Below are 12,431 nucleotides of genomic sequence, written 5' to 3'. Positions count from 1 at the left end.
GTCGCGGCCCTTGGTTTCCGGCGTGAAGAAGGTGCTCACGAAGGAGATCAGGGCAAGCACCAGCGAATAGACAGCCAGCACCAGCCAGGAGTAGCCGGTGGCCGCCAGCAGCGCCGCTCCGACCAGCGGAACCAGGCCACCCGCCATCACGGCGGAGAGTTCGCGGGCCATCGCAACCCCCGTGAACCGGTACTGCGATCCAAACAGTTCAGGCAGCAGGGGGCACTGCGGTCCCAGCATGGACTGCACGCCGAGCGCGATGCCAACCACCATGACAACCCACACCAAAGTCACGTTGCCAAGGGTCACGAGGTAGAACGCCGGGAAGGCGATGACAGCCTGGAACAGGGCGCCGTAACGGTAGACCGGGACGCGGCCAAAGCGGTCGGACAGGGCGCCGAAGGTAACCACCATGACGGCGGCAAAACCCGCAGCGATCAGAAGACCCACCGGTCCGATGAACTTGTCCCCCGGAAACACGCCCGCCGGGGCTGCCAGGAATGCCACCAGCAGTGCCGAGTAGATGGAGGAATTGCCGTTCTCACCCATGCGCAGGCCGATGCCCACCAGGACGTTCTTCTTGGAGTGCTTCCAGAGCTGGCCCACGGGGTTTTTGACCACGTTCTTGTGCTTCTCCAGCTCCTGGAACACGGGGGTTTCCTTGAGCCGCAGGCGGATGAACACCGCGACGGCGATGAGGATTACGCTGGCCAGGAAGGGCACGCGCCAGAGCCAGCCTTCGAGGACTGCCTTGTCAGCGGTCGCGATGAGGGCGAAGGTACCGGCACCCAGGAGGGTGCCCAGCTGGATCCCCACGAAGGGCAGTGAGGCAAAGAAACCACGACGGCGGCGCGGAGCCACTTCGGAGATCAGCGTCGTTGCGCCGGCCTGCTCCGCACCGGCACCGAGGCCCTGGACGATCCGGAGAATGACCAGGAGTACCGCACCCAGCATTCCTGCCTGCTCGAACGTCGGCAGCAGGCCGATCGCGAAGCTGGCGGTACCCATCAGGCCGATGGTCAGGATCAGCACCATTTTCCGGCCGAACCGGTCCCCGATGTAGCCAAAGACGATGCCGCCGAAGGGCCGGGCAGCGAAGCCCACGCCGTACGTGGCGAATGATGCGATCAGCGCACCCTCCTCGCCGAGCGGCTTGAAGAACAGCGGGCCGAAGATGAGGGCCGAAGCCAGGCCGTAGATGTAGAAGTCGTAGTACTCCAGAGCGGAGCCCACGGAGCTGGCAAGTGTTGCCCTTCGCAGCTGTTCCGGTTCGACGACGGCGCCGTCCGCATCAGCAAGCGGTGAATCAGTACGAGTTGTCACTAGCACTCCCTCAAGGACACCAGGCCCCCGTTGGCCTGGTGAGTAGTGACACCACCATTGCGTCGGTCACTATGTTGAACAGCGTACAACATGATGAACGAGTAGCCAATAGCGACGGGGTTTCGCCTAGCCCATAGGGTTGCCAAGGGATCTGGCCAGTTCATTGAGCTCCTTGACCATCTGCGCGCCCTGCTCCTGCGAGTAGGTTGCCTTCAATGCCGTGACGGACAGGCCAAGGCTGGGGCCATGCGCTCCCCGGGTGGGTACGGTTACGGCGAGGCACACCACGCCTGTGGTGGATTCCTCGTCTTCAAACGCATAGCCCTGCTCCCGGATCTGCTCAAGCTGGGCCTTCAGTTCCGCACCCGTGCGCAGTGACTTGGGCGTCAGCACGGGAAGCTCCGTATCGTCAGCGAACATCGCATCGATGTCGTGGTCATGAAGCCTGGCGATCAGGGCTTTACCCACGGCGCAGAGGGACACCGGCATCTTGTCGCCGATATTGGATGTCAGGCGGACGGCCGGATGACCCTCGTAGCGCGCCAAGTAGATGACGTTGGTGCCGTCCAGCATGGCGATGCGCACTGTTTCGCCTGACAGCGTGGGCGCCTGCTCACAGAAACGGTAAAACTCCTGGACTTCATCGAGGCGGCTCAAGTACGCGGCACCCAATTCAACGAGCTTGCGGCCCAGCGTGTACTCGGCTCCCTGCCTGCTGATAAGCCTGGCCTCCTCGAGGGCCAGCAGGAGGTTGGAGGTGGAAGATTTGGGGATTCCGAGGTCCCGGGCGAGGTCGCTGAGGGTCAGCCGGCCAGTGGCGGACGCTGCGAGCGACTCCAGGACGGCGGCTGCTCGCGTGACGGCCGGCGCCGGGGACGCGCTGCCCAGTCCGTCGTTGGCTTTGGATGTGCGGGAATCGGCCATGATTCTCCTTTTCGGTACGCGCTCAGACAGCGGGGTCGTCAAACTGCATCGCGCGAACACCGGCAACGATGCCAAAGCGTCCAGTCAACTGAACACCTACCATCATACTGGCTCGCGGTGTGCCGCTGAAGGCCGTGCTTGGTCAACCACCCGCGAAGGAGCACCGGAAGCAACCTTCCTATTGGTTTCGTGTTTCCAAATGTTCACGGTATATTCGATTTCAAGCCTTCCACCGCGGCATCCCCCAATAGTCGCGGTGGAAGGCTTATCCAATTTCCGGGCCCTTCAAGATTCGGGCCTTGCTGGTTCTCCAGCCTTTCTGCTTCTCCAGCCTTTCTGAGTGCCCAGCCCCCTCGTCTGCTGCTCAGGCCGCAACCGCGACGGCACTTTCCGCGGTGGTGTTGTCCGCCACCACGCTCCGCAGCCTCCACCCGCCGCCGAGCCCGTCGCGGATGATCTCCATGGTGGTCAGCGCCGACCCGGCGTTTCGCCCCAGTCGGGTCTGCAGCCGCCACACTTCGACGTCAACGCGGCTACGTCCCAGCGGCATCCGGCGCTCCGCCTCCCACCAGCTGACGCGTTCAAACCATCGCAGCGGTTCTGCGCCCACCGTCCATTCCTGGCCGCCGCGGATGACGGCGTCCGGCTGCCCGTCGGCAGCGGTCCTCACAATTACGTGTTCCATGCCCGCAGGCTATGGTGGGGCTCAGACATTAAACACAAAACCCCGTCCGAACAAGTTGAAGACTTGGCCGAACGGGGTTTTAAGGTGGGTCCTACCGGGATCGAACCGATGACATCCACGGTGTAAACGTGGCGCTCTACCAGCTGAGCTAAAGACCCAAAGAGAGGTTTTCGCACCGAAGCGCTCGAACCAACGAACATAGACTCTACCCGAACACTGCCCTCAAACCCTAATCGGGTCAGGCCGGGAGCGGGGGCAATTCATCTGCCAGCCAGGCGAGGGACTCGCCCACCCCGGCCTCCAGCTTGATTGTGGCAAGGTCGTCGCCTCGCGTCTGGCCGCGGTTGATGATGACAACGGGCTTGCCTTGCTTGGCGGCGTGACGGACAAATCGCAGCCCGCTCATGACGCTGAGTGAGGAACCGGCAACAAGCAGGGCTTGGGCTTTATCCACCATTGCGTATGCGCGCTCCACGCGCTCCTTGGGGACGTTTTCGCCAAAGTACACGAAGTCCGGCTTTAGGACGCCGCCGCACGCGGGACAGCGGGCAACCACGAAGCTCCGGATCAGCCGCAGATCCTCCACCGTGGCGTCCGCATCGGGAGCCATTTCGACAAGTCCGGACTTCATGGCATGGTCAAGGAAGTCCGGGTTCAGCTCCTCCAGAACCTTTGCGAGCAGCTGCCGTGAATACGTGCGGCGGCATTCCAGACAAACCACCTGGTCGAAGCGTCCGTGAAGGTCCACCACGTTGACACTGCCGGCGTCCTCGTGGAGGCGGTCCACGTTCTGGGTAATGAGTCCCGTTAGGAGCCCACGCTGCTCCAGGACGACGACGGCGGCGTGGCCGGCGTTGGGGCTGGCCCGCCTCAGGTGCGACCAGCCGATGTGGTTGCGCGCCCAATAGCGCTGCCGGTTGGCCGCCTCAGCCAGAAACTCCTGGTAGGTCATGGGTGAGCGCGGAGGCGATTCCGGTCCGCGGTAGTCCGGTATGCCGGAGTCGGTACTGAGCCCGGCCCCCGTCAGAAGCGCCAGGGGCAGCCCGGCCAGTACGTCGCGGATCCCGCCCAGTACTTCGAGGTCAGCGGCAGATGACTCGGCGGGCGGGGCCGCAGGCAGACTGGCGAAGCCTGTCAGGCCGATGCCGGTCCGCCGCTGGTCCATGGGCTGCCCCCCGACGCCTAACCCTCGGCCAGCTCTGCCAGAACGCGGCGGTATTCGGTGAGGTCACGGGCCTGGCCCCGCGGATTCACAACGACGTAGCGGACCGTTCCGCCGGCGTCGATGATGAACGTTCCGCGCCTTGCCATTCCGCTTTCGTCGTCGAACACGCCGTACTTTTCAGCAACGGCACCGTGCGGCCAGAAGTCGGCCAGCAGACTGAATCCGTAACCTTCCTCCTCGGCGTACGCCCGGAGGGCAAACTTGCTGTCCACCGAGACCGCCAGCACCTCGGCGTCGGCATGTTCAAACACTGCGAGGTTGTCCCTGATCTCGCACAGCTCGCCTGTGCAGATGCCGGAGAACGCGAACGGGTAGAAAACAACCACCACGTTGCGCCCGCGGAAATCGGCGAGCCGGACGGGCTCACCGAACTGATTGACCAGAGTGAAATCCGGAGCCTGATGCCCAACCTCGGGCACTCCGGCGAGGTCCGCCGATGCGACGGTGGCCTGTCCGGTCACTTGTTCTTCCTGGTTACCAGTCGCGTGGCGCTCCAGTCCTTGGAAACGCCCGCGGACGTGGTGCAGTGCAGCCCTGCTGTGGGCGCCGCGTCCTGGATGTCCGACGGCGAAACGTATCCGGGGCGGCCAGACTTCGGCGTGAGGACCCACACCACGCCGCCCTCGGTGAGCGTCGTAAGCGAGTCGACCAGCGTGTCCACGAGGTCCCCGTCGCCATCCCGCCACCAGAAGATCACTGCGTCCACAACGTCGTGATCATCCTCATCCAGAAGCTCCGACCCCGTCAGATCCTCTATGTCATCACGCAAGTCAAGGTCGACGTCGTCGTCGTAACCGAACTCCTGAATCAGATCCCCGTCCTTGAAACCCAATTTTTCCGCCACATTTACCGAAGTGGCGGCGTCGGCCTCGCTCACGTGTTCCTCCTGTGCATGGTGATTTCGATTACTCCAAGCCAACACCCTTTGGGCGTGTGCTTCAAGCTACGGGCGCCGCGGTGCGGCTTATTGTGCGTCACACAACAAGTATGACGGTCAAATAGGGCGGAGCGTTCAAGCGCGGCTACGCATCCGCGAGCCGTCGGAGCTACAGTGACTGTTGACAACTATGCCTAGCGGGGCGACCGCCCCGGACAAATAGGCAGTCATACACACGAGATAAAACCCTGCCCGGCGCACATGACCGGGCTGTTGTAACCGATACGACGCACACGACGCGTTCACGCCGGGCAGCTACCCTGCCGGACCTGAGTGCGCCGATGAATGCGCGCAAAGAGAGGTTGGACGTGGCTGCAGGAGAAGATACCTCCCATATCCTCAGCGGGTTGACTAACCAGCTGCCTGATCGTGATCCGGAAGAGACCGCCGAGTGGGTTGAGGGCCAAAACGGTCAAGGGCTACGGCCTGGGCCCGCACTTCGAAGGCCGCAACGCCACCCACCAGATGAAAAAACTCACCCTGGACGACCTGAAGAAGTTCCGCGACCACCTGCGGATCCCGGTCACGGATGAGCAGCTGGAGAAGGACCCGTACCGTCCGCCGTACTTCCACCCGGGTACGGACGCACCGGAAATCAAGTACCTCCTCGAGCGCCGCGCGGCTCTCGGCGGTTCCGTTCCGGAACGGCGCTCGAAGCACTCGGACATCGAGCTGCCCGAGGCGAAGTCCTACGAGGTGGCCAAGCGCGGTTCGGGCAAGCAGCAGGCCGCGACCACCATGGCATTCGTGCGCCTGCTCAAGGACCTGATGCGGGATAAGAACTTCGGCAAGCACATCGCGCCGATCATCCCGGATGAGGCCCGCACCTTCGGCATGGATGCGTTCTTCCCGACGGCGAAGATCTACAACCCCAAGGGCCAGAACTACCTGTCCGTGGACCGGGACCTCGTCCTGGCCTACAAGGAATCCGCCCAGGGCCAGCTGATCCACCCCGGCATCAACGAAGCCGGCGCCGTGGCAGCCTTCACCGCCGCCGGCACCGCCTACGCCACCCACGGCGTGCCCCTGGTCCCGGTCTACGTGTTCTACTCCATGTTCGGCTTCCAGCGCACCGGCGACGCCTTCTGGGCCGCCGCCGACCAGATGACCCGCGGCTTCATCATCGGCGCCACCGCAGGACGGACCACCCTCACCGGCGAAGGCCTCCAGCACGCCGACGGACACTCCCCGCTGCTGGCCTCCACCAACCCCGCCGTGGTCACCTACGACCCCGCCTACGGGTACGAAATGGGCCACATCGTCCGCGACGGCCTGGAACGCATGTACGGGCACGACTCGACTGACCGGAACCTGATGTACTACATCACGGTCTACAACGAGCCGATCGTCCAGCCCGCGGAACCGGAGAACCTCGACGTCGAAGGTGTCCTCAAGGGCATCTACAAGCTCGCAGCCTCCACCACCGAGGGCCCCAAGAGCCAGATCCTCGCCTCGGGCGTCTCCGTCCCCTGGGCCCTCGAAGCCCAGCGGATCCTCGCCGAAGACTGGGGCGTCTCCGCCGACGTCTGGTCCGTCACCTCCTGGAACGAACTGCGCCGCGACGGCCTCGCCGCCGAGGAGGAAGCCTTCCTCAACCCCGGCAAGGACGTCCGCCAGCCGTTCGTCACCAAACAGCTCGAAGGCGCCCAGGGACCCGTCGTCGCGGTCTCGGACTACATGAAGGCCGTCCCGGACCAGATCCGGCAATTCGTCCCGAACGAGTTCGCCACCCTCGGCGCCGACGGCTTCGGCTTCTCCGACACCCGCGCCGCCGCCCGCCGCTTCTTCAAAAACGACATCCACTCCGTCGTTGTGAAGACGCTGCAGCTGCTCGCAGCCAAGGGTGAGGTTGACGGACAGGCACCGGCGCAGGCAATTGAGAAGTACCGCCTGCTCAACGTGAACGCCGGCACCACGGGCAACGCCGGCGGCGAGTCCTAGTCCCCACCCGCCCCCTCGCCTCGCAAGCTCGGCCAGGGAACCCTGCGGGCGTGGCCCCAGGATAAAACGAACGACGGCGGTCCCCACCCACGGTGGGGGCCGCCGTCGTTCGTTTGGGTGCTTCCTGAAGCGCCGGAGGCGTTGTGACGAAGCACAACCGCAGTTGTAGCCTTTGCACAAATGGAGCTTGCCGGGCGGGCACCGTATGCTCGGATTATGCCCGAGCCGTCCCCTGCCCCTGCACCGCGCAAACCGTCCTCCCGGACCATGACTCCGGAGAAGACGGAGACCCTGAAAAAGCTCAGGGCCAGCGTCGGCCAGTTGTCTACCACCACCATGCGCCAGCTGGAGAAATCGCTGCCGTGGTACAGCCGGCTCAGTTCGGACGAGCGCTCCGCGCTGGGACTCGTGGCGCAGAACGGCATCGCCGCATTCGTCACCTGGTACGAGCGCCCCAGCTCCCCGTCCTGGATCCTTTCCGACGTTTTCGGTACTGCCCCGACGGAATTGACCCGGTCCATCAGCCTGCAGAAGGCGCTACAGCTCATCCGGATCGTCGTGGAAGTGGTGGAGGACCAGGTCCCGGTGATCGCTCCCGAAGCGGACCAGCCCTCCCTGCGCGAAGCAGTCCTCCGGTACTCCCGCGAAGTGGCATTTGCCGCCGCCGACGTGTACGCCCGGGCCGCGGAATCCCGGGGATCCTGGGACACGCGGCTCGAAGCCCTGATTGTGGACGCCATCCTGCGCGGCGAAAACACCGACGCGCTGCGTTCCAGGATCGCCGCCCTCGGCTGGAAGGCGCAGGAACGCTTCACCGTGATGGTGGGGAACTCGCCGTCGGAACCCAGCGCCAGCTACGTGAGCGAATTGCGCCGCATGGCAGGACGGTACGCGGAGGATGCCCTCGTGGGCATCCAGGGCGACCGCCTCATCCTGATCCTGGGCGGCGTGCACGACCGGGAGACCGCCTATGTGAAGCTCAGCGAGATGTTCGCGCCCGGTCCGGTGGTTTACGGGGCGGAGGCCAGCTCCCTGCTGGAAGCCAGCGGCTCGGCGCAGTCCGCCTTCGCCGGGCTCACCGCCGCGCGGGCGTGGCCCGCCGCTCCGCGCCCGGTGGCAGCCGACGATCTTCTGCCGGAACGGGTCATTTCCGGGGACGATGCCGCCCGGCGGTCGCTGGTAAAGAACATCTACCGGCCGCTCCTCGCGGCATCGAACGGGCTGGTGGAGACGCTCGGCACCTACCTGGAGCTGGGACATTCACTCGAGGCGACAGCGCGGGAACTCTTCGTCCACGCCAACACCGTGCGGTACCGGCTCAAGCGTGTTTGTGACGTGACAGGCTGGGATCCGCTGATCCCGCGCGAGGCTTTCGTGCTGCAGGCAGCCCTTGTGGTGGGGCGGCTTTCCACTCCCCCGAAGCCCGCCGTCGAGCGTGTTGCCGTGCGGAACACGAACTGAACCGTTGTAGACTTCCTACAATCTGACCCCGTGAGGTTGGTGTACGGAAACACCAATGAATCACCCGGTAATTTGGAAAGCTGGATACGTGCTTGCAATCGTCTGCCCTGGACAGGGCTCACAGACCCCCGGTTTCCTGGCCCCGTGGCTGGAACTGCCTTCCGTAGCAGGCCATCTGGCCTCCCTGAGCGAAATTGCAGGCATCGACCTCACTGCGCACGGGACCACCTCTGACGAGGAAACCATCAAGGACACTGCCGTCGCGCAGCCGCTCATCGTCGCGGCCGGGCTGGTGGCGGCCAAGTCGCTGTTCGACGTCGAACTCAACACGCTGCCGGTCATCCTGGCCGGGCACTCGGTGGGCGAGATCACCGCGGCCGCACTGGCCGGCGTGCTCACCGAAAAGGAAGCCATGACGTTTGTGCGCGAACGCGCCAACAGCATGGCTGCGGCCGCTGCCGTCACCCCCACCGGCATGAGCGCCGTGGTGGGTGGCGACCCCGCCGAGGTCCTCGCCGCCATTGAGGCCGCCGGCGCGACGCCCGCAAACGTCAACGGGGCGGGCCAGACCGTCGCCGCGGGCACCTTCGAACAGCTCAAGGCCCTGGCGGAGAATCCGCCGGCCAAGGCGCGCGTGATTCCGCTAAAGGTCGCCGGCGCATTCCACACCTCACACATGGCCCCCGCGGTGAGCGCCCTCGAGGCGCTCCGCCCGGAACTGCAGCCGCAGGCACCTGCCGTGCCGCTGCTGTCCAACTTCGACGGCCAGGAGGTTACCGCGGGCAACGCCGCCGTCGAAAGCCTGATCGCCCAGGTATCGCGCCCGGTCCGCTGGGACCTGTGCATGGAGACCCTTATGAACCGCGGAATCACCGGAGTCATCGAACTCGCACCGGCGGGTACCCTGGCCGGACTGGCCAAGCGAGGCATGCCGGGCGTCAAAACTGTCGCCGTCAAAACGCCGGACGACCTGTCCGCGGCCCTTGCACTCTTCGCAGAACTGGAAGGACAGGCATGAGCACGCCGGTACTGAAGCAGAGCCCGGTCAACGAGCACACCCGGATCCTGGGCATCGGCGCGTACCGCCCCGACGTCCTGGTCACCAATGAGGATGTGTGCCAGTGGATCGATTCCTCCGACGAGTGGATCCGCCAGCGTACCGGCATCGTCACCCGCCACCGCGCACCCGCCGACGTCAGCGTGATAGACATGGCCGAGGGCGCTGCCCGTGAGGCCATGCAGAAGGCAGGCATCGAGGCATCCCAGCTCGGCGCCGTCATCGTCTCCACGGTGACCCACCCGTACGCCACGCCGTCGGCCGCGGCGAGCCTCGCCGACCGGCTGGGCGCCACGCCTGCTCCTGCCTTCGACATCTCCGCTGCCTGCGCCGGCTACTGCTACGGCATAGCCCAGGGCGATGCGCTGGTCCGTTCGGGGGCCGCCAACTACGTGCTCGTTGTCGGTGCGGAAAAGCTTTCCGACGTCATCGACAACCGGGAACGCACCATTTCGTTCCTGCTGGGCGACGGCGCCGGCGCCGTTGTCATCGGCCCGTCGGACACCCCCGGCATCGCGCCGTCGGTGTGGGGATCGGACGGCAGCAAGTGGGATGCCATCGGCATGACCCGCTCCATACTGGACGTCCGTGACCTCGGCCTGGCGGCACGCCGGTCCGACTCCACCGGCGACCTCGCGCTCCTCGAAGAGGCGCAGGAGCTCTACCCGACCCTCCGCCAGGACGGCCAGACGGTGTTCCGCTGGGCGGTCTGGGAGATGGCCAAGGTTGCACAGCAGGCGCTGGAAGCCGCCGGCGTCCAGGCCGAGGACCTGGTGGCCTTCATTCCGCACCAGGCCAACATGCGGATCATCGATGAAATGGTCAAGAAGCTCAAGCTGCCCGAGACCGTTACCGTGGCGCGGGACATCGCCGATGCCGGCAACACCTCGGCGGCATCGATTCCCCTGGCCACGCACCGCCTGCTCCAGGAAAACCCCGCCCTGAGCGGCGGACTGGCCCTGCAGATTGGCTTCGGCGCCGGACTGGTCTTCGGCGCCCAGGTAGTTGTCCTTCCGTAGCAATTCCGATAACCAAGCCGCAACCGCGGTTTGCCCATTTCCGGCATCTCCTGCCGGCAATAACAAGAAAAGGAGCCATCAATGGCTAGCAACGAAGAAATCCTGGCCGGACTGGCTGAAATCGTCAACGAAGAGACCGGCCTGGCCCCCGAGGCCGTCGAGCTGGACAAGTCCTTCACCGAGGACCTGGACATCGACTCCATCTCCATGATGACCATCGTCGTCAACGCCGAAGAGAAGTTCGGCGTCCGCATCCCCGACGAAGAGGTCAAGAACCTCAAGACCGTTGGCGACGCCGTGGACTTCATCTCCGGCGCCCAGGCCTAAGTAGGACACCGCCTTCATTGGCGTCAGCCTCTACAGGCTCCAGCCTTCATAGGCTGAACCCGGCTGGCCGGACCGGACGCTAACGCATTCCGGACCGGCCAGCCGATGCACCACCCCTTAAATTTTTTGCAGATTTCCCCGCACGCCACCCACTCCGGCCTCCGGCCAGCAGCACAGGACACGGCAGGCGCACCGACAGAGAGTGATCCCATGACACGCAAAGTAGTCATAACAGGTCTGGGTGCCACCACGCCCATCGGCGGCGACGTACCCACGATGTGGCAGAACGCGCTGAAGGGGGTTTCCGGCGCCCACACCCTTGAGGACGACTGGGTCGCCAAGTACGAGCTGCCGGTCCACTTCGCCGCCAGGTGCACCACCCCCGCCCTCGACGTCCTGAGCCGGGTCGAGGCCAAGCGCATGGACCCGTCAACGCAGTTCGGCGTCATCGCCTCACGCGAGGCATGGGCCGACTCCGGCATTACCGAAATCGACCCCGACCGCCTGGCCGTCGCATTCGCCACGGGCATCGGCGGCGTCTGGACGCTCCTGGACGCGTGGGACACGCTGAAGGAGAAGGGCCCCCGCCGCGTCCTTCCCATGACGGTTCCGATGCTCATGCCCAACGGCGTGGCCGCCGCTGTCAGCCTGGATCTGGGCGCCCGCGCCGGTGCGCACACCCCTGTCTCCGCCTGCGCGTCCGGTACGGAAGCCATGCACCTCGGACTGGACCTGATCCGCTCTGGCAAGGCCGACGTCGCGATGTGCGGTGGCGCCGAAGCCGCCATCCACCCGATGCCGCTGGCAGCGTTCTCCTCGATGCAGGCACTCTCCCGCCGCAACGACGATCCCGAGCACGCCTCGCGTCCCTACGACCTTGACCGTGACGGCTTCGTCATGGGTGAAGGCGCCGGCGCGCTGGTGCTGGAAGCCGAGGAGCATGCCCTTGCCCGCGGCGCACGGATCTACGGCGAGCTGGCCGGCACGTCCGTGACCGCCGACGCTTACCACATCACGGCACCGGACCCCCAGGGCCTGGGCGCCACCCGCGCACTCAAGGCAGCCATGTTCGACGGCCGCATTCAGGCCGAGGACGTGGTCCACGTCAACGCCCACGCCACGTCGACGCCGGTGGGTGACAAGCCGGAGTACACGGCCCTGAAGGCAGCGCTCGGCAACCACGTGGAGAACGTCGCAGTCTCGGCCACCAAGTCCCAGATGGGCCACCTGCTCGGTGCCTCAGGCGCCGTCGAGGCCGTCCTCACCGTTCTGGCTGTGCACGAACGCATGGCACCTGTCACGATCAACCTCGAGAACCAGGACCCGGAGATCCCGCTCGACGTCGTGACTTCCGCCCGCGCCCTGCCGGCCGGAGACATCGTTGCGCTCAGCAACTCGTTCGGCTTCGGCGGGCACAACGCCGTCGTTGCCATCCGCAGCGTGTGATGTGACTCTGATTGAACGCTGAAGAAGCCCCCGCCGGTTGGCGGGGGCTTCTTCGTTGCTATGGGGAAATTGCTGCGGCCGGTGCG

At 65.3% G+C, this 12,431-nt stretch carries 11 protein-coding genes, 1 tRNA gene and 1 pseudogene; 6 read left to right on the top strand and 7 right to left on the bottom strand.

Annotation, left to right across the window (positions count from 1 at the left end):
• The 7 genes from G9E11_RS01530 to G9E11_RS01500 form a co-directional block, all read right to left on the bottom strand.
• Positions 1-1,323 (bottom strand): MFS transporter (locus tag G9E11_RS01530; protein ID WP_190603566.1); only part of this gene is annotated, 1,323 nt, incomplete at its 3' end.
• A gap of 126 nt (positions 1,324-1,449) precedes the next feature.
• Entirely contained in the window at positions 1,450-2,247 is a 798-nt protein-coding gene (locus G9E11_RS01525; protein WP_190602335.1) for an IclR family transcriptional regulator, read from the bottom strand.
• A 364-nt stretch (positions 2,248-2,611) separates the two neighbouring features.
• Positions 2,612-2,932 carry a hypothetical protein gene (locus G9E11_RS01520; RefSeq protein ID WP_190602333.1) on the bottom strand — a complete coding sequence of 107 codons (321 nt, stop codon included), beginning with the start codon at positions 2,930-2,932 and terminating at the stop codon, positions 2,612-2,614.
• An 85-nt stretch (positions 2,933-3,017) separates the two neighbouring features.
• A tRNA-Val gene (locus G9E11_RS01515) sits at positions 3,018-3,090 on the bottom strand.
• Between the two features lie 80 nt (positions 3,091-3,170).
• Positions 3,171-4,097, bottom strand: a complete 927-nt coding sequence (locus G9E11_RS01510) for an NAD-dependent protein deacetylase (RefSeq protein WP_190602330.1) — start codon at positions 4,095-4,097, stop codon at positions 3,171-3,173.
• 17 nt (positions 4,098-4,114) lie between these two features.
• The gene (locus tag G9E11_RS01505; protein ID WP_311764275.1) at positions 4,115-4,618 is read right to left on the bottom strand and encodes a peroxiredoxin; all 504 of its coding nucleotides are present in this window, start codon (positions 4,616-4,618) and stop codon (positions 4,115-4,117) included.
• Entirely contained in the window at positions 4,615-5,034 is a 420-nt protein-coding gene (locus tag G9E11_RS01500; RefSeq protein WP_190602328.1) for a DUF3052 domain-containing protein, read from the bottom strand. The genes G9E11_RS01505 and G9E11_RS01500 overlap by 4 nt, the downstream gene beginning before the upstream one ends.
• 456 nt (positions 5,035-5,490) lie before the next feature.
• On the opposite strand from G9E11_RS01500, the pseudogene G9E11_RS01495 reads away from it, so the two are divergent.
• From G9E11_RS01495 to G9E11_RS01470, 6 genes and pseudogenes are all read left to right on the top strand, one after another.
• Positions 5,491-7,035, top strand: a pseudogene (locus G9E11_RS01495) (transketolase-like TK C-terminal-containing protein); the annotation flags it as partial.
• Between the two features lie 216 nt (positions 7,036-7,251).
• Complete coding sequence (locus G9E11_RS01490; protein ID WP_284691147.1) at positions 7,252-8,496, top strand: PucR family transcriptional regulator; 1,245 nt, start codon at positions 7,252-7,254, stop codon at positions 8,494-8,496.
• An 88-nt stretch (positions 8,497-8,584) separates the two neighbouring features.
• Positions 8,585-9,514 carry an ACP S-malonyltransferase gene (locus G9E11_RS01485; RefSeq protein WP_190602325.1) on the top strand — a complete coding sequence of 310 codons (930 nt, stop codon included), beginning with the start codon at positions 8,585-8,587 and terminating at the stop codon, positions 9,512-9,514.
• Positions 9,511-10,572, top strand: coding sequence for a beta-ketoacyl-ACP synthase III (locus tag G9E11_RS01480; RefSeq protein ID WP_190602324.1), 1,062 nt, complete (start codon positions 9,511-9,513; stop codon positions 10,570-10,572). Before G9E11_RS01485 ends, G9E11_RS01480 begins: the two co-directional genes overlap by 4 nt.
• An 81-nt stretch (positions 10,573-10,653) precedes the next feature.
• A complete protein-coding gene (locus G9E11_RS01475) occupies positions 10,654-10,899 on the top strand; it encodes an acyl carrier protein (RefSeq protein WP_190602322.1) in 246 nt (81 codons plus the stop codon).
• Positions 10,900-11,109: 210 nt separating this feature from the next.
• A complete protein-coding gene (locus tag G9E11_RS01470; protein WP_190602320.1) occupies positions 11,110-12,345 on the top strand; it encodes a beta-ketoacyl-[acyl-carrier-protein] synthase family protein in 1,236 nt (411 codons plus the stop codon).
• Positions 12,346-12,431 lie beyond the last annotated feature (86 nt).

The sequence above is a fragment of the Arthrobacter ipis genome (assembly GCF_014694315.1).
Classification (GTDB): Bacteria; Actinomycetota; Actinomycetes; order Actinomycetales; family Micrococcaceae; genus Arthrobacter; species Arthrobacter ipis.
This window is presented reverse-complemented; position numbering and strand designations above follow the sequence as displayed.

Bases quoted from the DNA above. Each gene is read 5' to 3' on its own strand.
- G9E11_RS01525 (WP_190602335.1), bottom strand. From the start codon at position 2,247: ATGGCCGATTCCCGCACATCCAAAGCCAACGACGGACTGGGCAGCGCG.
- G9E11_RS01520 (WP_190602333.1), bottom strand. From the start codon at position 2,932: ATGGAACACGTAATTGTGAGGACCGCTGCCGACGGGCAGCCGGACGCC.
- G9E11_RS01470 (WP_190602320.1), top strand. From the start codon at position 11,110: ATGACACGCAAAGTAGTCATAACAGGTCTGGGTGCCACCACGCCCATC.
- G9E11_RS01475 (WP_190602322.1), top strand. From the start codon at position 10,654: ATGGCTAGCAACGAAGAAATCCTGGCCGGACTGGCTGAAATCGTCAAC.
- G9E11_RS01510 (WP_190602330.1), bottom strand. From the start codon at position 4,097: ATGGACCAGCGGCGGACCGGCATCGGCCTGACAGGCTTCGCCAGTCTG.
- G9E11_RS01490 (WP_284691147.1), top strand. From the start codon at position 7,252: ATGCCCGAGCCGTCCCCTGCCCCTGCACCGCGCAAACCGTCCTCCCGG.
- G9E11_RS01480 (WP_190602324.1), top strand. From the start codon at position 9,511: ATGAGCACGCCGGTACTGAAGCAGAGCCCGGTCAACGAGCACACCCGG.